This is a genomic window from Polaromonas sp. P1_F2 (assembly GCF_056405735.1).
On the sequence record NZ_JBFUBN010000003.1, the window covers coordinates 233774 to 253732 of the forward strand.

The window sequence follows — 19959 nt, forward strand, 5'->3', positions numbered from 1 at the left end:
GAAATGCCTGGGGCAATGATGCCATGAGCCGGGCTGCGCCCGGCAGCGCCGCAGGTGCTAGATTCGAGGCAGGAGACTCCCCTCTATGACCGATTCCGCTTCCCTCGCCGGCACCGGCGACGCCACTGTTTTGTACGCCACGGAAGGCAGCGTGGCTGTCATCACGCTGAACCGGCCGCAGGCCCTCAACAGTTTCACCCGGCGGATGCACCGCGAGCTGTGGGACGCGCTGGACCGGGCCGAGGCCGATGCGCAGGTTCGCGCCCTGGTGGTCACCGGCGCGGGCCGCGGCTTTTGCGCCGGCGCCGACCTCTCGGAATTTGATTTTTCGCCCGGCCCCGGCCTCGTCGAACGCGCCGACCCGGGCCCGCTGATCGACCAGGCCTTCAACCCCACGGCGCGCCGTTTGCTGCAGCTGCGCATGCCCACGGTGGCTGCCGTCAACGGCGTGGCCGCGGGCGCCGGTGCCTCGCTGGCCATGAGCTGCGACATGGCGGTGGCCGCGCCCGGCGCCAGTTTTATCCAGGCCTTCAGCAAGATCGGCCTGGTGCCCGACGCGGGCAGCAGCTGGCTGCTGGTGCAAAAGCTGGGCCTGGCCCGTGCCATGGGCCTGGCGCTCACGGGCGACAAATTGCCCGCGGCGCAGGCCAGGGAATGGGGCCTGATCTGGGACGTGGCGGACGAGCCGGTGGCCGCCGCCATGGCCCTGGCGCAGCGGCTGGCCGCGCTGCCGACGCTTGCCCTGGTGGCGACACGGCAGCTGATGCGCGAGGGCGTCACCCGCACGCTGCACCAGCAGCTCGATGCCGAGCGCGACATGCAGTCGGCCCTGGGCCGCACGCATGACTACTTTGAGGGGGTGGCCGCCTTCCTGGAAAAACGACCGGCGGTTTTCACGGGGGAATAAGCCGTCAGGCTTGGGGGCCGAGCCAGTGGTCCATCAGCGCGGCATCCTGCACCGCCAGGCGCCAGGTGGTCAGCGGTGGGGGCATGGCGAGTTCCAGCCGCATCAGGCGTTTGTCGCGCGACACCAGGGCGATGACTTTTTTTGCGTCGCCGGCGTAGTGCGTGAGGTCGTCGAGCCGGCTCATGCGCCAGCCGCCGCCCGTACCCCGTGCCGCGGCTTTCGTGGCGGGCTCCAGCCCCAGCCATTCGTCACCGGCCGCGAAGCCGGCGCGCTCGGCGACACCGCCGCGCAAGACGGTTTTGACCTGCACACTGCCCTGGCTTTCGCCCACGCGCAGGCCCAGCCGGTGGGCCAGTTGCGCGGGCTCTTCCAGCACCGCCACGCCGTGGTGCTGCAGCAGCGCCTTGACCGGCAGTTCGTCCCGGCCATGGACCCAGCGGGCGAGTTCCGCCGCATACGGCCTGTGTCCGGCCGCCGCGAGCTCTTCCGCGAAATCGGCCTCGCGCATGGGGCCGGCCTTGCAGCGCAACCAAAGGGCGCGCATCACGTCGTCCAGCGTTCCGGCTTTGGCGCGGCGGTGCTCCCTGGCTTCCGTGCGCAGCGTGAGGTCAAAGCACAGCGCCACCAGTGAACCCTTGGTGTAGTAGCTCACGGTGGCGTTGGGCGTGTTTTCATCCTGGCGGTAGTACTTCACCCAGGCATCGAAGCTGGCCTCGGCCACCGACTGGACCAGGCGTCCCGGGGTTTGCATGACCTGGTTGATGGTCTTGTTGAGCAGCTTGAGGTAGCCGGCGTTGTCCAGCAGCCCGGCGCGGCGCAGCAGGAGATCGTCGTAGTAGCTGGTGAAACCCTCGAAAAACCACAGCATGCGGGTGTAGTTCTCGCTGGAGTAGTCGTAACTTTCAAATTCTGCGGGACGCAGGCGTTTGACATTCCAGGTGTGGAAGTATTCGTGGCTGATCAACCCGCGCAGGGTGGTGTAGCCCTCGGTGCTGCGGGGCTCGCCTACGCGCGGCAGGTCCTGGCGCTTGCAGATCAGCGCAGTGGAGTTGCGGTGCTCCAGCCCGCCGTAGCCATCGTCGACGGCATTGAGCATGAACAGGTAATTCTGGAAGGGCGGTTTTCTGGCGCCGTGCCAGAAGCGGATTTCGGCCTCGCAAATTTTGTGCGTATCGGCCAGCAGCCTGTCGCCGTCGAAGCCGGCCGCGGCGCCCGCCACCACCACGCGATGCGGCACGCCGCGCGCCGTGAAGCTGCCGCTCCAGAAAGTGCCCATTTCCACCGGGCAATCGACAAGTTCGTCGTAGTCGGCCGCCACGTAGCTGCCGAAGCCCTGTCTGCTGGTTTCGCGCGCCGCCAGGCCGGTGGCCAGCGACCAGCCTTTGAGGGCCTTGGGCGCGGGAACCTCGAGCACGTGCTCAGCCTTTTCACGGCCCTGCACCTTCAAACACAGACTGGTGCCGTTGAAAAACCCCCGGTGCGCATCAAGCCAGGCGGTGCGCACCGAGTTGTCGTTGGCATACACCTCGTAGCGCAGCACCAGCGGCCTGGCCGGCGAGCATTGAACCTGCCAGGTGCATTTGTCGAGTTGCTCCACGGACAGCGGCATGCCCACGGCCTGCCGGGCCTCGAGCTTTTGCAGGTTTTTCGAGAATTCCCGCACCAGATAGCTGCCGGGAATCCAGACGGGCAAGGAAACCCGCTGCAGCGCGTCGGGCTGGGCGATGGTGAGGGTGACGCGAAAGAGATGGGCGTGAAGATCGCCGATTTCGACGCGGTAGTGGACTGGGGGGCGGGTGTTTCGTGTGGGGCCTGGCATCTTGCGCACAGAATACCCCAGGTCCGGGCCCGGCCGTTTTAGCGCTTGGCGGCAGCCAGTTGCTGCTCGACCTGCTGCGCGTTGATCGCGCCGGGGATGCGGGAGCCGTCTTCAAAAAACAGGGTGGGCGTGCCGGTGATCTTGTGTTTCCTGCCCAGGGCCAGGTTGCGGTCCAGCACCGAGGTGTCGCAGTTGCCCTTTGCGACCGCCTGGTCGCGCACCATCAGGTCAAGCCAGGCTTTGCCCTGGTCCTTGGCACACCAGATGTTTTTTGCCTTGTCGGTGGAATCCGCGCTCAGGATGGGGAAGAGAAACATGTACACCGTGACGTCGTTGACTTTTTGCAGGTCGCGCTCGAAGCGTTTGCAATAACCGCAATTGGGGTCCTCAAACACCGCCAGCTTGCGCTTGCCGTTGCCGCGCACGACGGTGAAGGCATCCTTGATGGGCAGGGCGGAAAAGTCGATGGCGCTGAGTTTTTCCACGCGCTCTTCGGTGAGGTTGCGTTTGGCACGCACGTCGATCAGGTTGCCCTGGATCAGGAAGTTGCCTTCGGCGTCGGTGTAAAAAATATCGCTCTCGTTGATCCGGATTTCGTAGAGGCCGTTGATGGGCGTCTTGCTGACCTCATCGATCTTGGCGAAAGCGGGCATTCTTTCCGCCAGGTTTTTGCGAATCGCGGCTTCCTGCGCGAACGCGGAACCCAGGCTGCAGGCCAGCAGGCCCAGAACGGTGACAGCTTTCAGAAATCTCATGGTTATTCCCGGTGTTTCGGCATTTTTCGGCCGGCCCATTTCACAAACTCAATTATTCATAAACCCGCGGCTTGCCGCGTCAGCCAGTTTTTCAGGAAACCGCTGCGTTCAAAGCCCTTCATACCCCAATTGCGCAAAGCCTGCCAGCGCCCGTCGGTTTGCGCGAACAGCCCGTGCAAGCCGTCGGTCACCGCGCCCATGGCCGCCACGTCGGCCCTGCGGGCTCTTTCGTAGCGGCGCAGCAGTTTTTCGTCGCCCAGCCCGCGCCAGTACTCGCGCTGCGCCAGCACGCCGGCCAGGCAGGCCGCATCGGCCAGGCCCAGGTTCAGGCCCTGGCCCGCCAGCGGGTGCACCGTGTGCGCCGCATCGCCTGCCAGGGCCCAGCCCGGGCCCACCCAATGGCCGGCGCTGGACAGGGCCAGCGGCCAACTCGCCCGCTCGCTGGTCAGCCGCAGGCCGCCGGTTTCGGGGCCGCACAATGCCTGCAGGGCCTTGCAGAACTCCTCAGGCGGCAGTTTCTCCAGCGCGCCGGCGCGTTCCACAGAGACTGACCATACCAGCGCCGCCAAGTTCCCCTGGGCGCCGGATAAAGGCAGGAGCGCCAGGATATCGCCGCCCGCAAACCACTGGCGCGCCACGCCGCCGTGGGGATTTTCCAATTCCAGGCGGGCGGCAATGGCTTTCTGCGGATAGGGCTTGACCGTCCAATTGACAGGTCGCTGCTGCCCTAGCTCGTCGCGGCTGGCGCTTGCCCGGCCTTCGCAGATCACCTGGAGCGCGGCCTTGGCTGGCTCGGTCACGGTTTCAATCTGCGGCTGGTAGCGCACCGCCTGGGCCAGCTGCTGCTCCAGCGCGGGGACGTCAACGATCCAGGCCAGCGCCTCCTGGCCCACGCTGTGGGCGGTGAAATCGAGCTTGCCGCCGTCGTCGCCCCAGACCTGCATTTCGAGCACGGGTGTGGCGAAGGCCGGCTCGGGCCAGGCGCGCAGGGCCTCCAGCACGCCGCGCGAGGCGCTATTCAGCGCGTAAGCACGTACATCGGCAGCTTGCGCGCCCGCGGCTTTTTCGGGGCGGGTGACCAGCGCCACGCGCAGACGTTCGCGCGCCAGCAGCAGGGCCAGCGTGCGGCCCACCACGCCGTCGCCGCGAATACAGACATCAAAGGTCTTGGACATGCCTCATTCTAGAAGGCAGTGCAAAATCGGCCTTTCGGGCCGGCCCTTTTTCCATGTTTTCCCGCGCTTCCCCGCATTCACAAGGATTTGACGACGTGAGCCACGCATTGAACGACATCCCCGCAGCCGCCGAAACGGCCGGCACCGCTTTCGACCTCAACGCGGTGATCTCGCGCCTGTATGTGTATCCGGTCAAATCCTGCGCCGGCGTGCAGGTGCAGGATGTCCTGCTGACCGAGACCGGGCTGGAGTTCGACCGTGCCTGGATGGTGGTGGACGACAAGGGCAGCTTTCTCACGCAGCGCGAATTGCCGCGCATGGCGCTGATCAAGCCGCAGCTCAGGCACCACGACATGATCCTGCGCGCCCCCGGCATGCTCGCCCTGCACATTGCCCTGGACCAGGTGGAAGAGCCGGTGCGCGTGAGGGTCTGGAAGGATGAAGTCCAGGCCTACGACATGGGCCCCATCGCCGCCCAGTGGTTCACCGACTTCCTGGGGCAGACGGCGCGCCTGGTGCGCTTCGACCCCGAGCACAAGCGCGTCTGCAACACCGAGTGGACCGGCGGCCTGGAAGCGCTCAACCAGTTCAGCGACGGTTATTCGCTGCTGGTGCTCAGCGAAGCCTCGCTGGCGCAATTCAATGAAAAACTGGCGGCCGCGGGTGTGGCGCCGGTGGGCATGGAGCGTTTTCGCCCCAACCTCGTGCTGGGCGACGCGCCGGGAGCCGACGGCCTGGCGCCGCATGACGAGGACCGCGTCGACCTGCTGCAGATCACGACGGAGCAGGGCCCCGCGCAGCTCAAACCGGTCAAACCCTGCCCGCGCTGCCCGATTCCCAATATCGACCCGGCCACCGCGACCAGCAGCCCTGAGGTGAATGACATGCTGCAGACCTACCGGCAGGATCCGCGCGTCAACGGCGCGCTGACCTTCGGCATGAACGCCATCGTGCTGGCCGGCGTGGACCACCAGCTCAAGGTGGGCCAGGCCGTGGGCGCCAACTACCGGTTTGAATGACTTTTGACCGCCCGCAGCGGCGGCGGGGCGTGCGCCTGCACGGGTGCATGGAGTGTCTGCGGTGCCTGCGGGCCGCTGGAGAGGCTGTCCAGCGTTGATTCCGTGTCCAGCGGCATGGGGTGTGTCGACTCCGGCTCGAGAAAGCGGATGGGCCGGCGGGTGCGCGCCGCCATGCTGTGCAGCAGGTCGGCCAGGGCCGTGGAAATTTCTTCGTGGCTGCCAAGGCGCTCGCTCAGCACCACGCCCGCGACATGGAATTGCAAAACCACCTCCGGCTTGAGGCCCTTGAGCGGCATGAGCCCGGCCGCGATCAGGCGCGCCGACAGGTCTGTGACGGGTGCGCGCGACGAAACACCTTCAAGAATCAGGCCGAAACGCGCTTCATCGATACGCCCCACGGTGTTGACATCGCGCAGCAGCCGGCGCAGCTTGATGACGCTTCGCAGCAGGCTTTGCTCGGCCACTGCCGTGCCCCAGGTTTTCTTGATGTAGCGGTAGTTGACCAGTTCGATGTACACCACGGCGGCGGGCTCCTTGTGGCGCTGCGCCCGTCCCACAACCTGCTTGAAGCGGTCGTGGAAAAGGTGCGCGGCGAGAAGGCCGGTGAGGGCGTCTTGGCTGGACATGGCCTGCTCGCGCGCTTCCACCGCGTGGCGCTCGTGTGAACGCGTGTTCAGCGCGACCAGCAGCAGCGGCACCTCGATGGTCAGCGCCGCCATCAGGCCGTAGTGATACAGCCACGAAATCGAAAAAAGGCCGAGGATGCTAGTGACGATGAGGAGCGTGACCAGCCCCAGCGGAGAGAAAGCCGCCAGTACCCAGAAGCCCACGACGTCCTGGCGTCGCCACGTCATGTAGGCCCGGCTTGTTCCCAGCGCGACAACGACAACCAGGTAAGCGCCGAGAAGGGCCACGCCCAGGCCGCGCTCCATAAAAAGGTAAGCCATCGCCAGCGGCACCCCGGCCATGCCGGTCCGATAGGCGAGCCGCTCAAACCACTTGTGGCGTGAACCGGTACCGCAGAGGTGATGCACAACCAGCAGCGCCGAGCCGCCGCCCAGAATGGCCAGGAAGCCCTGGGCCATGTTGTTCCAGGTGCTGAAACTACCCCAGAGAAAATGCCCTGCCACGCCCGTCCACGCCGCCACGACGAGGGCCATGATGACCGCGTACACGGAATACCAGCCGTAGGCCCGGTCGCGGTAGACCCAGCTCTGGACGACGCAGGCAATGATCAGCAGCACCAGCGCGCCGAACACCACGCCGATGGCCAGGTATTCCAGTTGCAGGCGCTGCGCCTGGTAGTTGCGGGTGCTGATCCGCACCGGAATGCTGACTTCTGTCTGGTGCTGAATGCGCACGTAGACGTCGTGCACGCCGTTGTCCGGCAGCTTGAGTTCGAACTGCCCGTAGCGGCCGGGCTCGGGCCAGCTGGAAACCGCCACAGTGTCCCCGGCAGTCTGGGAAGTCCAGGCGCCTGCGGCCGTGCGCTGATACACCGTCGCCAGGTCCAGCAGGGGCAGGGGAAAGGCCAGCAGCCAGTCCTGGCGTGAGCCCGATGATTTGGCGACCCGGTAATGCAGCCACAGCGCCGCGCGCGGGCCCAGCGAATAAATGGTGTCGGCCGCGGCGGGTGCGAAGGCCGGGCCGCCCTTGGCGGCCGCCACCTGCTCAATGCCGGCCTGGCCTTCCGCGTCTATCCAGCTCTGGGCGTCGGCGCGCGCGTCCGTGACGGGATTCGCGTCGTCCAGTGCCAGCACCGGCTGGGCCTGCGCCGGCCCGGCCTGCAATAGCAAAGACCCGCCCAGCAAAAGGGTGGCGAATACCTGCCGCAAAGTCTCCCAACCCCGGCCGGGCGCGCATCGAATACACTTCTCAGCCTGTTTTTGAAGGTTTCTCATGAGTTTGAAGTGCGGCATTGTAGGCTTGCCTAACGTCGGAAAATCCACCCTTTTTAATGCGCTGACCAAAGCGGGGATCGCGGCTGAAAACTACCCCTTTTGCACGATTGAGCCGAATGTCGGCATCGTGGAAGTGCCTGATCCGAGGTTGGCCCAATTGGCGGAGATCGTCAAGCCCGAACGCATTGTTCCGGCCATCGTCGAGTTTGTGGACATCGCCGGCCTGGTGGCGGGCGCCAGCACGGGCGAAGGCCTGGGCAACAAATTCCTCGCCCACATCCGCGAAACCGACGCCACGATCAACGTGGTGCGTTGTTTTGAAGACGACAACGTGATCCACGTCGCCGGCAAGGTGGACCCGATCTCCGACATCGAAGTCATCCAGACCGAACTCTGCCTGGCCGACCTGGCCGCCGTCGAAAAAGCTCTGCACCGCGTGACCAAGACGGCGCGCTCCGGCGACAAGGAGTCCGCCAAGCTGGTCACCATCCTCGAGAAATGCCAGGCCGCCCTCAACGAGGGCAAGCCGGTGCGCACCCTGGAGTTCAGCAAGGAAGAGCTGCCGCTGCTGACGCAGTTTTTCCTGATCACCGCCAAACCCGCCATGTTCGTGGCCAACGTGGCCGAAGACGGCTTCGACAACAACCCGCTGCTGGACCGCCTGAAAGCCTACGCCGACGCCCAGAAGGCGCCGGTGGTCGCGATCTGCGCCAAGATGGAGGCCGAAATGGCCGACATGGAAGAGGAAGACAAGAAGATGTTCCTCGCCGAGATCGGCCAGGACGAGCCGGGCCTGAACCGCCTGATCCTGGCGGCCTACAAGCTGCTGGGCTTGCAGACCTATTTCACCGCGGGCGTCAAGGAAGTGCGCGCCTGGACCATCCACGTGGGCGACACCGGCCCGCAGGCCGCAGGCGTGATCCACACCGATTTCGAAAAAGGCTACATCCGCGCCCAGACCATCGCCTTTGCCGACTACATCAGCTACAAGGGTGAGCAGGGCGCCAAGGATGCCGGCAAGATGCGCAGCGAAGGCAAGGAATACGTCGTCAAGGATGGCGACGTGATGAACTTCCTGTTCAGCAGCTGAGTTACGGCGCACCCCGGCTTGTCCCGGGCCTCCCGGGCCAGGCCCGCGCATCATGGGCTGCGGCTGTTTGAGATATCGTCCCCGTTAACACACACGTTTTGAAAGAGAACACCATGTCCATCCAGCGCATCGAAACCGGCCCACGCATGTCCCAGGCCGTCATCCACAACAAAACCGTTTACCTCGCAGGCCAGGTGGCCGGCGATGACGCCGGCGCCGGCGTGTACGAAGAGACCCGCAGCATCCTGGCCAACATCGACCGTTTGCTGGCCGCCGCCGGGAGCGACAAGTCGCGCCTGCTGAGCGCCACCATCTGGCTGACCGACATGGACAGCTTCGCCGACATGAACCGCGCCTGGGAAGCCTGGGTGGTGCCCGGCGCCACGCCGGCGCGCGCCACGGTCATGAGCCCGCGCCTGGCGGCTGCCAAGTACCACGTGGAAATCGGCGTGGTGGCGGCGCAAAGCTGATCGCTCCTTAACGCCGGCCCGCCGCGATGACAGAACCTGTTCGCCTCGCCAAGCGCCTGGCCGAAATGCTGGCCTGCTCGCGCCGCGAGGCCGAGCAATACATCGAGGGCGGCTGGGTCAGCGTCGACGGCGTGGTGATTGAAGAGCCGCAGTTCCGTGTGCTCGACCAGGCCATCACCGTCGACAAGGACGCCAGCCTGCTGGCGCTGGTGCCGGTGACTTTGCTGCTGCACAAGCCCGCAGGCTATGAGGCCGGACCAGACGGCGGGGCGGCCTCCCTGGCCCCCTTGCTGTCGGCCGCCACGCGCTCATCCGGTGACAGTTCAGGCATCCGCCCGTTGAAAAAACATTTTTCGTCCGTGGAGCTGGTGACGCCGCTGGCCACGCCGGCCAGCGGGCTGGTGGTGCTGACACAGGACTGGCGCGTGACGCGCAAGCTGCGCGAAGATGCGCGTGTGATGGAGCATGAGGTCGTCGTCGACGTCAGCGGCGACATCAAGCCCGGCGGCCTGGATCGGCTCAACCGCGTGGACCACGGTTTCACCCACAAGGGCATACTGCTGCCGCCGGCCAAGGTCAGCTGGCAAAGCGAAACGCGTTTGCGTTTTGCCCTCAAGGGCGAGGTGCCGGGGCAGATCGCCTACATGTGCGAGAGCGTGGGCCTGAAGGTCGAGGGCATGAAGCGGTTGCGCATAGGCCGCGTCGCGATGAGCCAGTTGCAGCCCGGCCAGTGGCGTTACCTGCTGCCGCACGAACGCTTCTGATCCTTCTGGTTTTCTAGCCGGTCACGACGCCGGGAAATGCCCAGATCAGGCTGCCCGTCATCAAAAAATAACGCGCGAATTTTCCGACCGCCATATAGGCCAGGCAGGGCCAGAACGGGAACTTGAGCCAGCCCGCCACCGCGCACAGCGGGTCGCCCACCACCGGCAGCCAGGCCAGCAAGCAGGCTTTGGGGCCAAGCTTTTCCAGCCAGCGCACGGCACGGCCGTGGTGTGATGAATGCTGGTATTTATCCACCACCTTGTGGGCGCCATAGCCCATCCACCAGTCGAGCGCGCCACCCAGCGTGTTGCCCGCGGTGGCGACCAGCACGGCCGGCCAGAACATCGCAGGGTTGAGTTTGACCAGGCCGAAGACCACGGGTTCCGAGCCCAGCGGCAGCAAGGTGGCCGAAATGAAAGACACCAGGAACACCGTGCTCAGGCCGTATTCGGGCAAGGCCAAAAGTTCTATCAGGCGGTGAATCCAGGCTTCCATATATGCATTCGAGTATAGGCAGGACGGGCGGCCGACCTTGTCAGCAAGATGCTTACAAGTCCATGTGCGGATTTCAATTGCTGAAATTTTGGGCAGGTACAATCGTGCCTCCTTTTTCAGCAAGCCCCAGCCACCCTTCCCATGAACATCGGCCCCTATGCTCTGGCAAACAACCTGTTTGTCGCGCCCATGGCCGGCGTGACCGACCGGCCGTTTCGCCAGCTCAGCAAAAAGCTGGGTGCGGGATACGCCGTCAGCGAGATGGTGACCTCGCGCAAGGACCTGTGGGACAGCCTGAAGACTTCGCGCCGCGCCAACCATGAAGGCGAGGCCGCGCCCATCGCCGTGCAGATCGCCGGCACCGACGCGCAGATGATGGCCGAGGCCGCGGCCTACAACATAGACCGCGGCGCACAGATCATCGACATCAACATGGGCTGCCCGGCCAAGAAGGTCTGCAACAAATGGGCCGGCTCGGCGCTGATGCAGGACGAAACCCTGGCGCTGCAGATCGTTGATGCCGTGGTCGCCGCATGCGCGCCGCGCAATGTCCCCGTCACGCTCAAGATGCGCACCGGCTGGTGCCAAGCCGAAAAGAACGCGCTGGCGATCGCGCGCGCCGCCGAAAGCGCCGGCGTGCAGATGGTCACCGTGCACGGCCGCACGCGCGAGCAGGGCTACAAAGGTGCGGCCGAATACGACACTATCGCCGCCGTCAAGGCCGCCCTGCGCATTCCGGTGGTGGCCAACGGCGACATCAGCAGCCCCGAGAAAGCCCGCGACGTGTTGGCTTACACCGGCGCCGACGCCGTGATGATTGGCCGCGCGGCCCAGGGCCGGCCCTGGATTTTCCGCGAAGTGGCGCATTTCCTGGCCACAGGCACGCATCTTGCGCCGCCTCTGGTGGCCGAAGTCGAGCGTCTGCTGGTCGACCATTTGCGCGACCATTACGACTTGTACGGTGAGTTCACCGGCGTGCGCACGGCGCGCAAGCACATCGGCTGGTATGTGAAGACCTTGCCCGGCGGCGAGGCCTTTCGCGCGCGCATGAACTTGCTGGAAGACTGCGAAGCGCAACTGCGCGCGGTCAGTGGTTTTTTTGAGGGGCTGGGCGAGCACATGGACCGGATTCCGGCCAGTGCCGCCGAAGACGGCGAAGAGAACGAAGAGGGCGTGCCGGGGCAGGCACGGGCGAACAAAGATAAAAATCAGGAAAATCAGGAAGAAGCTGCTGCATGAGCAAGAAACACATCGAAGAGTGCGTACGCACCAGCCTGGAAGGCTATTTCAAGGACCTGCGCGGCACCGAGCCCGACGGCATGTATGACATGATGGTCAAGGTGGTCGAAAAGCCGCTGCTGGAGGTCGTCATGCAACATGCCGAGCAGAACCAGTCGCGCGCCGCCGAATGGCTGGGCCTGAACCGCAACACCCTGCGCAAGAAGCTGGTCGAGCACAAGCTCATCAAATAACAATTTCCCGTCCGGCCTTCCGGCATCCATCGGACTTTTGAACCGGCTCCCTTGTGGGCTTTTGAGAACACCACCATGAACGCACTGATTTCCGTTTCCGACAAAACCGGCATCCTCGAATTCGCGCAGGCGCTGCACGCCCTGGGCATCAAGCTGCTGTCCACCGGCGGCACGGCCAAGCTGCTGGCCGACGCCGGCCTGCCGGTGACCGAAGTCGCCGACCACACCGGCTTTCCTGAAATGCTGGATGGCCGCGTCAAGACGCTGCACCCCAAGATCCACGGCGGCCTGCTGGCCCGGCGCGATGTGCCCGAACACATGACGGCGCTCAAAACCCACGGCATAGACACCATAGACCTGCTGGTGGTCAACCTCTATCCGTTTGAATCCACCGTCGCCAAGCCCGGCTGCACGCTGGAAGACGCGATCGAGAACATCGACATCGGCGGCCCGGCCATGGTGCGCTCCGCCGCCAAGAACTGGAAGGACGTCGGCGTGCTGACCGACGCCTCGCAGTACGCGGGCGTGCTCGATGAACTGAAAGCCGGCGGCAAGCTCAGTGACAAGACCAAGTTCGCCCTGTCGGTGGCCGCGTTCAACCGCATCAGCCAGTACGACGGCGCCATCAGCGACTACCTCTCCGGCATCCAGGCCGACGGCAGCCACGGCATGTTCCCCGGCCAGGCCAACGGCCGCTTCGTCAAGGTGCAGGACCTGCGCTACGGCGAAAACTCGCACCAGCAGGCCGCGCTGTACCGCGACCTTTACCCCGCGCCCGGCTCGCTGGTGACGGCCAAGCAACTGCAGGGCAAGGAACTCTCGTACAACAACATCGCCGACGCCGACGCCGCCTGGGAATGCGTCAAGAGCTTCGACCTGATCAAGGACGGCGCCGCCTGCGTGATCGTCAAGCACGCCAATCCCTGTGGCGTGGCTGTCGGCAAGGACGGCCTGGAGGCCTACGGCAAAGCCTTCAAGACCGACCCGACCTCGGCCTTCGGCGGCATCATCGCCCTGAACTGCCCGCTTGACGAACGCGCGGCGCAGCAAATCTCCAAACAGTTTGTCGAGGTGCTGATGGCGCCGGCCTTCACGCCCGAGGCGCTGGAAGTCTTCAAGAGCAAGGTCAATGTGCGCATCCTGCAGATCGACCTGCCGCCCGGCGGCGACACCGCCTGGACGCAGGGCCGCAACCTGATGGACGTCAAACGCGTGGGCTCGGGCCTTTTGATGCAGACCGCCGACAACCACGAACTGGCCATCGGCGACCTCAAGGTCGTCAGCAAGCTGCAGCCCACGCAGGAGCAGCTGCACGACATGCTGTTTGCCTGGAAAGTCGCGAAATACGTCAAATCCAACGCCATCGTGTTCTGCGCCGACGGCATGACCTTGGGTGTGGGCGCCGGCCAGATGAGCCGCATCGATTCGGCCCGCATCGCCTCCATCAAGGCCGCCAATGGCGGCCTGACCCTGCAGGGCTCAGCGGTTGCGAGCGACGCCTTCTTCCCGTTCCGCGACGGCCTCGATGTGGTGGTGGACGCTGGTGCGACTTGCGTGATTCAGCCCGGCGGGAGTATGCGGGATGATGAGGTGATTGCTGCCGCCGATGAGCGGGAAGTGGTGATGGTGCTGACTGGAGTTCGGCACTTCAGGCACTAGGCTGGGGTCTTGCTCCGGCGGCGCGCTCGTTGCTGAGGGTTGCTGGCCGGGGTCGCCCGGCATGCGACTCACTTTCTTTTGGCGAAGCAAAAGAAAGTTACTTGCTGCCGGGCAATCCCCGGCCAGCAGAACCAAGCAGAGAACCCAACCGCTAGGAAGCAGCAAAAAACCTGGCTGCCGCCTCAACAGTAGCCTCAATATCCCCAGCAGTGTGAGCCGAGCTGACAAACCCGGCTTCATATAACGCAGGCGCGTAATAAACCCCGCTGTCCAACATCGCATGGAAGAAGCGATTGAACGACGGCCCGTCGGTGGTCATCACCGTGGCGTAGTTCTGCGGCAATTGCCCCAGCAGGAAAAAGCCGAACATGCCGCCTTCGCTGTCGCCGCAAAACGGCACGCCGGCTTTGGCGGCCGCCTGCGTGAGGCCGGCGACCAGGCTGCGCGTGCGCTCGCCCAGGGCTTCGTAAAAACCCGGTTTGGAGATCTCACGCAAGGTTGCCAGGCCGCAGGCGGTGGCAACCGGGTTGCCGGAGAGCGTGCCGGCCTGGTAGACCGGGCCCAGGGGCGCTAGTTGTTCCATCACGGCGCGGGTGCCGCCAAAGGCCGCCAGCGGCATGCCGCCGCCAATGACCTTGCCCATGACCGTCATGTCGGGCTTGAAGCCGGGAATGCCGCGGGCATAAACGCTTTGCGCGCCGCCCAGGGCCACGCGAAAACCGGTCATGACCTCGTCGAACACCAGCAGCGCGCCATGCTGCGTGCACAGTTCGCGGCAGCGCTTCATGAAGGGCAGGCTGGCGCGCACGAAATTCATGTTGCCGGCGATGGGTTCGATCATCAGGCAGGCGATGTCCTTGCCGTGCAGGGCAAAAGCTTCTTCGAGCTGGGCGATGTGGTTGTATTCGAGCACCAGGGTGTGCTGCACCACTTCGGGCGGCACGCCGGCGCTGGTCGGGTTACCGAAGGTGGCCAGGCCGGAACCTGCCTTGACCAGCAGGGCGTCGGCATGGCCGTGGTAGCAGCCCTCGAACTTGATGATCTTGCTGCGCCCGGTGGCGCCGCGCGCCAGGCGGATGGCGCTCATGGCCGCTTCGGTGCCTGAACTCACCAGCCGCACCATTTCGAGCGAGGGCACCAGCCGCACGATTTCCTCGGCCAGCTCGACCTCGCGTTCTGTGGGCGCGCCGTAGGAAAAGCCCTCCAGCGCGGCCTTTTGCACGGCCTCGAGCACCGCCGGGTGGCCGTGGCCCAGGATCATGGGGCCCCAGGAGCCGATGTAGTCGATGTAGCGCTTGCCGTCGGCATCCCAGAAATAAGCGCCTTGCGCGCGCTGCACGAAGCGCGGTGTGCCGCCCACGGCCTTGAAGGCCCGGACCGGGGAATTGACCCCGCCGGGGATCAGTTTTTTGGCGCGTTCAAAGAGGGCGTCGTTGCGGGAGACTGTCTGGGAAGCGGCGGGCGGCTTAGTGTTTGGTTGTTCCATTGGGGGGCAGGTCAAGAGAGGGTTTGGACGTCAGCTCGACGTCGTCGTTGGCATCGCCCGCTTCTTCCCCGGATTCATCTTCCGGGTCGACGTCGGCCTGCGCCCAGAACAGGCGGTCCGGCACGATGTTGCCCATGCCGGGATGAAAGCCGGCGTCCAGGCTGTGGTCCAGGAAGGTCAGGGCTTCGGCGGTGGCCGCTTGCAGGTCGTGGCCGTTGGCCAGCAGGGCGCAGAGGGCGGCGGACAGGGTGTCGCCGGCGCCGGCAAAAACCGCCTCGAAGCGCTCGAAGCGCTCGCTGTAGAGCACCGCTTGCGGCGTGGCCAGCACGTTGTCGATGAACTGCTCGGGCATGGGGATGCCTGTGACAAGGGTGTAGGGCACGCCCAGGTCGGCGGCGGCTTTGGCAATGTCGCGGGCGGTGGGGTTGCGCTCGCCGGGCCAGTCGGGAAGCAGCCAGCGCCACAGGCTGCTGTGGTTGCCGACCAACACCGTGGTTTGCGGCAGCATGAGCTCGCGAAAGGCGTCCAGGTAGCTGTCGATTTCGCTTTCTTCCCACCAGGAAAGGTTGGGCATGTAGGCGATCAGCGGCACATCGGCATAATCCGAGGCGATTTCGGCGATGGTGGAAATGTTTTCGGGACTGCCGACGAAGCCGACCTTGATGGCCGAGACCGGCATGTCTTCGAGCGCGGAGCGGGCCTGGTCTGTTACAGCCTCTTCATCGAAGGCGAAGTGATCGAAGATCTCGGCCGTGTCGCGCACATAGGCGCCTGTTACAACCGCCAGTGCGTGGGCGCCGGCCGAGGTGATGGAGGCGATATCCGCTGTCAACCCGCCGGCTCCGCTGGGGTCGTTGGCATTGAATGTCATGACGCAGGCCGGTGATGCGTCGGTGTCCTCGATTTGGAGCTGTCGGCTGTCCAGTTGAGGTGTTTTGGGGTTTGCCATAGGCTGCGATTTTGCCTTGTACGCGAATAAGCAACGCCGCCTCGATACAATTGTTGCATTCTATTCGAAGGCAACTTAAGCTGTGACTCAATCAACGACGTGGATGTGTTTAATTTGTGGCTGGATTTATGACGAAGCTGCCGGCGCGCCCGAACATGGCATTGCACCCGGGACGCCATGGGCCCAAGTGCCCATGAACTGGACCTGCCCCGAATGTGGGGCGCGCAAGGAAGACTTTGAAATGGTTCAGATCTAAGTGCCCGGCTACCAGCCTGGACAATCGCAGACCGGCGCCAACCGCCGGCGCCTGCAACATGAGGAGCATAGGCAGTGAGCATTCCCAGTTCCGGACTGAAGGTTTTGGTCATCGATGACAGCAATACCATCCGGCGTAGCGCCGAGATATTTCTGAAGCAGGGCGGGCATGAAGTGTTGCTGGCCGAGGATGGGTTCGACGCCCTTTCCAAGGTCAACGACTACGAGCCCCATCTGATTTTTTGCGACATCTTGATGCCGCGCCTCGACGGCTATCAAACCTGTGCGATTATCAAGCGCAATGTGAAGTTCTCTAACGTTCCCATTGTGATGCTGTCCTCCAAGGACGGCGTGTTCGACAAGGCGCGCGGTCGCATGGTGGGGTCGCAAGACTACCTGACCAAGCCTTTTACCAAAGATCAGCTGCTGCAGACCGTTCAGGAACTGGGCAGCGCCAAACAAGGAGTAGTGTGATGGCAATCAAGAAAATACTGGTAGTTGACGACTCCAAAACCGAATTGATGTTTCTGACCGATCTGCTGGTCAAGAATGGTTTCACGGTCAAAACTGCTGAAAATGCTGAAGATGCGTTCCGGCGCCTCGCAGAAGACAAACCCGAGCTGATCCTCATGGATGTGGTGATGCCGGGCCAGAACGGCTTCCAGCTCACGCGTGCCATCACGCGCGACCCGCTGTATTCCGATATTCCCATCATGATGTGCACCAGCAAGAACCAGGAAACTGACCGGGTCTGGGGCATGCGCCAGGGCGCCCGCGACTACATCACCAAACCGGTGGATGCGGATGAGCTGATGGCCAAGATCAAGGCCCTCGGCTGATTTACGGCGTAAAACCAAAGCATGGCGAATAGACAAGCCCTTAGAGAACTACAAACCCGGCTGGCCGACAGGTTGCAGATTGCGCGTACGCAAGGCGTTGCCGCGTCCTGGCTGGCCGTGGAGGCGGGCGGGAAAAAGTACCTGTTTCCGCTGAGCCAGTCCGGTGAAATTTTCCCCTGGGTCAGCACGCAGCCGGTTCCGTACACGCAAAACTGGTTCGCCGGCGTTGCCAATCTGCGGGGCGGCCTGTTTGGCGTGGTGGATCTCGCCAGTTACGTGAGCGGCCAGGCGCCGCCTCCCAAAAATGAACTCGCGCGGACCGACTCCCGTCTCGTGGCGCTCAACAGCGCCCTGGAGGTCAACTGCGCGCTGCTGATCGACAAGCTCTCCGGGCTGCGCAACCAGGACGCGTTCAGCGATTTCTCCGAAAAAGCGCCCGACGCGCCGGATTTCTTTGGCAACCAGTATGTTGACCTCAACGGTGCAACCTGGCAGGAAATCAACCTTCAGTTGCTTGCCCAGCAAGCGCATTTTTTGACGATAGGCGCATAGCGCACACTGTTTCCCCCCGGAAGGCTCACCATGTCTGTAATTGAAAATATCCAGAAGCTGTTTAAAACCAAGTCCGTCCAGCCCGAGGACAGCATGGACATGGCTTCCGTCGGCACGCCGGACCCGCTGGCAACCGGCGCCATGGATGAAGCCTCCCTCCAGACCGCGGCAGCGCGGCGTGCGGACGGCAATGACGATGCCTTCGGGTCCAGCCGTATCGCGTCGGCCGAAGAATCGGCATCCGTCGCCAACCCCGAGCTCCTGTACCTGCCCATGCTGGGCCGCAAGACCATGGGTCAGCACCAGCGGTTTCTGGTGTTTTTCCTGGCTGTTTTCGTGATTGTTCTGGGTACGGTGACCTTCCTTGCGCTGAACCAGGCGGACAAAATCGCTCAACAGGTGGCGGCGACCGGCCAGTCCCTGATGCAGTCGCAGCGACTGGCGAAATCGGTGTCGCAGGCGCTGGTGGGCAGCGCCCAGGCTTTCCCCGACGTGCGCGAAAGCTCCGACGTGCTGGCCAAGACCGTGCGCGGCCTGAAGGCCGGCGAAGACAGCCTGCGCCTGGCGCCGGTGAGCGAGGAACTGCAGCCCGACGTGGAAAAGGTGACTCCTTTCATGGAGCGTGCCGAAAAGAACGCCAAAACCGTGATGGGCCAGCAGAACATCCTGACCCAGGTGGGTAACGCTCTGCGCACCATCAATCGCCAGTCTTCGGACTTGCTGGAAATCGCCGAAACCGTGTCCTCGCTCAAGCTCCAGCAAAATGCGGCTCCGGCGGAAATTTCCGCCTCCGGCCAGCTGGTGATGTTGACCCAGCGTATCGGTAAATCCGCCAACGAATTCCTGACCATGGAAGGCGTGAGCCCCGAGGCCGTGTTCCTGCTGGGCAAGGACTTGAACTCGTTCAAGGAAATCGCCCAGGGCCTGCAGGAGGGCAGCCCCGAACTGCGCCTGGCCGGCTCCAAGGACCCGCAGACCCGTGAACGCCTGGAGGCGCTGATGGCGCTCTATGAGCAGACGCGTGTTCAGGCCGGCGCCATTCTGGGCAACTTGCAGGGCCTGGTGTCCGCCCGCGAAGCGCAATCCTCCATCATTGCCGACAGCGAGCCGCTTCGCCGCGGCCTGGAAGATCTGCAGGGCAAGCTGTCTTCGCAAACCGGCCTGAGCGTGGTTTCGCTGGGTATTCTGGCGGGCGCCGCCGCGCTTGCGCTGCTCTGCGCGGGCGGCCTGGCCCGTCTGCAGGTGCTGGACAGCCAGCAGCGCCAAGCGGTTGCGGAAACCCAGCGCCAGGAAGCAAAGGGCCAGGAACAGGACGCCAAGCGCGTCAACGACGCCAACCAGGCCGCCATTTTGCGTTTGATGAATGAGTTGCAGACAGTGGCTGAAGGCGATCTGACGCAGGAAGCGACCGTGACCGAGGACATTACCGGCGCTATCGCCGACTCGGTGAACTACACGGTGGAGGAGTTGCGCCAGCTGGTGGGTAACGTACAGAACACGGCTACCCGGGTTGCGCAAACGACGGCCCAGGTGGAAAGCACCTCCACCGAGCTGCTGGCGGCGTCCACCGAACAGCTGCGCGAGATTCGTGAAACCGGCCAGTCGGTGCTCGACATGGCGTCCCGAATCAATGAGGTGTCCACGCAGGCGCAGGAATCATCCCAGGTGGCGCGCCAATCGCTGACCGCCGCGGAATCCGGCCTGCAGGCCGTGCAGAACGCCATCGGCGGTATGAACTCCATCCGCGACCAGATCCAGGAAACCTCGAAACGGATCAAGCGGCTGGGCGAATCGTCCCAGGAGATTGGTGAAATTACCGAGCTGATCTCGGACATTACCGAACAGACCAACGTGCTGGCGCTGAACGCGGCCATCCAGGCGGCGTCAGCCGGTGAAGCCGGACGAGGCTTCTCGGTGGTTGCGGAAGAAGTGCAGCGACTGGCTGAGCGTTCCGCCGATGCGACGCGTCAGATTTCGGCCCTGGTGAAAGCCATTCAGACCGACACGCAGGATGCCGTGGCCGCTATGGAACGCTCCACGCAGGGTGTGGTGGAAGGGGCCAAACTGTCCGATAACGCGGGTACCGCGCTGACCGAGATTGACCAGGTGTCACGACGCCTCGCCGACCTGATTGAGCAGATTTCCAACTCCGCCTCACGCGAAGCCGCTTCGGCCAACGTGGTGGCCGGCAACATCCAGCACATTTTCGCGGTGACGGAGCAAACCGGAGAAGGTACCCGTTCCACGGCGCAGCAGGTGCGCGATCTTTCCCGCATGGCTGAAGAGCTTCGCCAGTCGGTGTCTCGATTCAAGATCGCCTGATGCCAGTTTGCCCGTCGTGCGCTGACCGC

At 64.1% G+C, this 19959-nt stretch carries 20 protein-coding genes; 13 read left to right on the forward strand and 7 right to left on the reverse strand.

Translation table 11 applies throughout. The features are described from left to right. Nucleotides 1-85 precede the first annotated feature (85 nt). Nucleotides 86-907, forward strand: a complete 822-nt coding sequence (locus AC1D0O_RS08080; protein WP_477653023.1) for an enoyl-CoA hydratase-related protein — start codon at nucleotides 86-88, stop codon at nucleotides 905-907. Between the two features lie 4 nt (nucleotides 908-911). Here AC1D0O_RS08080 and AC1D0O_RS08085 read toward each other — a convergent pair whose 3' ends face one another. The 3 genes from AC1D0O_RS08085 to AC1D0O_RS08095 are packed head-to-tail and all read right to left on the reverse strand — an operon-like array spanning nucleotide 912 to nucleotide 4656. Next, nucleotides 912-2726, reverse strand: a complete 1815-nt coding sequence (locus tag AC1D0O_RS08085; protein ID WP_477653311.1) for a M61 family metallopeptidase — start codon at nucleotides 2724-2726, stop codon at nucleotides 912-914. 38 nt (nucleotides 2727-2764) lie between these two features. Beyond that, on the reverse strand, nucleotides 2765-3481 hold the full coding sequence (locus tag AC1D0O_RS08090; RefSeq protein WP_477653024.1) for a DsbC family protein: 717 nt from the start codon (nucleotides 3479-3481) through the stop codon (nucleotides 2765-2767). Between the two features lie 56 nt (nucleotides 3482-3537). Continuing rightward, entirely contained in the window at nucleotides 3538-4656 is a 1119-nt protein-coding gene (locus tag AC1D0O_RS08095) for an FAD-dependent monooxygenase (RefSeq protein ID WP_477653025.1), read from the reverse strand. A 95-nt stretch (nucleotides 4657-4751) separates the two neighbouring features. Here AC1D0O_RS08095 and AC1D0O_RS08100 point away from each other — a divergent pair, with 95 nt between their 5' ends. Continuing rightward, on the forward strand, nucleotides 4752-5675 hold the full coding sequence (locus AC1D0O_RS08100; RefSeq protein WP_477653026.1) for an MOSC domain-containing protein: 924 nt from the start codon (nucleotides 4752-4754) through the stop codon (nucleotides 5673-5675). On the opposite strand, the gene AC1D0O_RS08105 is transcribed toward AC1D0O_RS08100, so the two are convergent. After that, nucleotides 5660-7510, reverse strand: a complete 1851-nt coding sequence (locus tag AC1D0O_RS08105) for a sensor domain-containing diguanylate cyclase (RefSeq protein ID WP_477653027.1) — start codon at nucleotides 7508-7510, stop codon at nucleotides 5660-5662. The two genes, AC1D0O_RS08100 and AC1D0O_RS08105, sit on opposite strands and share 16 nt — an antisense overlap. 64 nt (nucleotides 7511-7574) lie before the next feature. Here AC1D0O_RS08105 and ychF point away from each other — a divergent pair, with 64 nt between their 5' ends. The 3 genes from ychF to AC1D0O_RS08120 all read left to right on the forward strand — a co-directional run bounded on the left by ychF (nucleotide 7575) and on the right by AC1D0O_RS08120 (nucleotide 9900). Next, the gene (ychF, locus tag AC1D0O_RS08110; RefSeq protein ID WP_477653028.1) at nucleotides 7575-8666 is read left to right on the forward strand and encodes a redox-regulated ATPase YchF; all 1092 of its coding nucleotides are present in this window, start codon (nucleotides 7575-7577) and stop codon (nucleotides 8664-8666) included. Nucleotides 8667-8779: 113 nt separating this feature from the next. After that, on the forward strand, nucleotides 8780-9136 hold the full coding sequence (locus tag AC1D0O_RS08115; RefSeq protein ID WP_477653029.1) for a RidA family protein: 357 nt from the start codon (nucleotides 8780-8782) through the stop codon (nucleotides 9134-9136). Between the two features lie 26 nt (nucleotides 9137-9162). Next, nucleotides 9163-9900, forward strand: a complete 738-nt coding sequence (locus tag AC1D0O_RS08120) for an rRNA pseudouridine synthase (RefSeq protein ID WP_477653030.1) — start codon at nucleotides 9163-9165, stop codon at nucleotides 9898-9900. A gap of 13 nt (nucleotides 9901-9913) precedes the next feature. Here AC1D0O_RS08120 and AC1D0O_RS08125 read toward each other — a convergent pair whose 3' ends face one another. Further along, entirely contained in the window at nucleotides 9914-10396 is a 483-nt protein-coding gene (locus tag AC1D0O_RS08125) for a YqaA family protein (protein WP_477653031.1), read from the reverse strand. Between the two features lie 141 nt (nucleotides 10397-10537). Between AC1D0O_RS08125 and dusB the strand changes: the two genes are divergently transcribed. The 3 genes from dusB to purH all read left to right on the forward strand — a co-directional run bounded on the left by dusB (nucleotide 10538) and on the right by purH (nucleotide 13527). Further along, nucleotides 10538-11635 carry a tRNA dihydrouridine synthase DusB gene (gene dusB / locus AC1D0O_RS08130; RefSeq protein WP_477653032.1) on the forward strand — a complete coding sequence of 366 codons (1098 nt, stop codon included), beginning with the start codon at nucleotides 10538-10540 and terminating at the stop codon, nucleotides 11633-11635. Further along, entirely contained in the window at nucleotides 11632-11868 is a 237-nt protein-coding gene (locus AC1D0O_RS08135; RefSeq protein WP_007864972.1) for a Fis family transcriptional regulator, read from the forward strand. The genes dusB and AC1D0O_RS08135 overlap by 4 nt, the downstream gene beginning before the upstream one ends. Before the next feature lie 75 nt (nucleotides 11869-11943). Continuing rightward, complete coding sequence (gene purH / locus AC1D0O_RS08140) at nucleotides 11944-13527, forward strand: bifunctional phosphoribosylaminoimidazolecarboxamide formyltransferase/IMP cyclohydrolase (protein WP_477653033.1); 1584 nt, start codon at nucleotides 11944-11946, stop codon at nucleotides 13525-13527. A 151-nt stretch (nucleotides 13528-13678) separates the two neighbouring features. Here the strand turns inward: purH and hemL are convergent, their stop codons facing one another. Further along, entirely contained in the window at nucleotides 13679-15013 is a 1335-nt protein-coding gene (gene hemL, locus AC1D0O_RS08145; RefSeq protein ID WP_477653034.1) for a glutamate-1-semialdehyde 2,1-aminomutase, read from the reverse strand. Continuing rightward, complete coding sequence (thiD, locus tag AC1D0O_RS08150; RefSeq protein WP_477653035.1) at nucleotides 14994-15962, reverse strand: bifunctional hydroxymethylpyrimidine kinase/phosphomethylpyrimidine kinase; 969 nt, start codon at nucleotides 15960-15962, stop codon at nucleotides 14994-14996. Before thiD ends, hemL begins: the two co-directional genes overlap by 20 nt. A gap of 82 nt (nucleotides 15963-16044) precedes the next feature. On the opposite strand from thiD, the gene AC1D0O_RS08155 reads away from it, so the two are divergent. From AC1D0O_RS08155 to AC1D0O_RS08175, 5 genes are all read left to right on the forward strand, one after another. Further along, entirely contained in the window at nucleotides 16045-16218 is a 174-nt protein-coding gene (locus tag AC1D0O_RS08155; protein WP_074576308.1) for a rubredoxin, read from the forward strand. Nucleotides 16219-16292: 74 nt separating this feature from the next. Beyond that, nucleotides 16293-16691 carry a response regulator gene (locus tag AC1D0O_RS08160; RefSeq protein WP_007864980.1) on the forward strand — a complete coding sequence of 133 codons (399 nt, stop codon included), beginning with the start codon at nucleotides 16293-16295 and terminating at the stop codon, nucleotides 16689-16691. Further along, nucleotides 16691-17056, forward strand: a complete 366-nt coding sequence (locus AC1D0O_RS08165; protein WP_007864987.1) for a response regulator transcription factor — start codon at nucleotides 16691-16693, stop codon at nucleotides 17054-17056. The genes AC1D0O_RS08160 and AC1D0O_RS08165 overlap by 1 nt, the downstream gene beginning before the upstream one ends. A gap of 21 nt (nucleotides 17057-17077) precedes the next feature. Next, on the forward strand, nucleotides 17078-17608 hold the full coding sequence (locus AC1D0O_RS08170; protein WP_436156479.1) for a chemotaxis protein CheW: 531 nt from the start codon (nucleotides 17078-17080) through the stop codon (nucleotides 17606-17608). Nucleotides 17609-17638: 30 nt separating this feature from the next. Beyond that, nucleotides 17639-19930, forward strand: coding sequence for a methyl-accepting chemotaxis protein (locus tag AC1D0O_RS08175; protein ID WP_477653036.1), 2292 nt, complete (start codon nucleotides 17639-17641; stop codon nucleotides 19928-19930). Nucleotides 19931-19959: the final 29 nt, after the last annotated feature.

Bases quoted from the DNA above. Each gene is read 5' to 3' on its own strand.
- AC1D0O_RS08080 (WP_477653023.1), top strand. From the start codon at position 86: ATGACCGATTCCGCTTCCCTCGCCGGCACCGGCGACGCCACTGTTTTG.
- AC1D0O_RS08085 (WP_477653311.1), bottom strand. From the start codon at position 2,726: ATGCCAGGCCCCACACGAAACACCCGCCCCCCAGTCCACTACCGCGTC.
- AC1D0O_RS08090 (WP_477653024.1), bottom strand. From the start codon at position 3,481: ATGAGATTTCTGAAAGCTGTCACCGTTCTGGGCCTGCTGGCCTGCAGC.
- AC1D0O_RS08095 (WP_477653025.1), bottom strand. From the start codon at position 4,656: ATGTCCAAGACCTTTGATGTCTGTATTCGCGGCGACGGCGTGGTGGGC.
- ychF (WP_477653028.1), top strand. From the start codon at position 7,575: ATGAGTTTGAAGTGCGGCATTGTAGGCTTGCCTAACGTCGGAAAATCC.
- AC1D0O_RS08115 (WP_477653029.1), top strand. From the start codon at position 8,780: ATGTCCATCCAGCGCATCGAAACCGGCCCACGCATGTCCCAGGCCGTC.
- AC1D0O_RS08120 (WP_477653030.1), top strand. From the start codon at position 9,163: ATGACAGAACCTGTTCGCCTCGCCAAGCGCCTGGCCGAAATGCTGGCC.
- AC1D0O_RS08125 (WP_477653031.1), bottom strand. From the start codon at position 10,396: ATGGAAGCCTGGATTCACCGCCTGATAGAACTTTTGGCCTTGCCCGAA.
- dusB (WP_477653032.1), top strand. From the start codon at position 10,538: ATGAACATCGGCCCCTATGCTCTGGCAAACAACCTGTTTGTCGCGCCC.
- AC1D0O_RS08135 (WP_007864972.1), top strand. From the start codon at position 11,632: ATGAGCAAGAAACACATCGAAGAGTGCGTACGCACCAGCCTGGAAGGC.
- purH (WP_477653033.1), top strand. From the start codon at position 11,944: ATGAACGCACTGATTTCCGTTTCCGACAAAACCGGCATCCTCGAATTC.
- hemL (WP_477653034.1), bottom strand. From the start codon at position 15,013: ATGGAACAACCAAACACTAAGCCGCCCGCCGCTTCCCAGACAGTCTCC.
- thiD (WP_477653035.1), bottom strand. From the start codon at position 15,962: ATGGCAAACCCCAAAACACCTCAACTGGACAGCCGACAGCTCCAAATC.
- AC1D0O_RS08165 (WP_007864987.1), top strand. From the start codon at position 16,691: ATGGCAATCAAGAAAATACTGGTAGTTGACGACTCCAAAACCGAATTG.
- AC1D0O_RS08170 (WP_436156479.1), top strand. From the start codon at position 17,078: ATGGCGAATAGACAAGCCCTTAGAGAACTACAAACCCGGCTGGCCGAC.
- AC1D0O_RS08175 (WP_477653036.1), top strand. From the start codon at position 17,639: ATGTCTGTAATTGAAAATATCCAGAAGCTGTTTAAAACCAAGTCCGTC.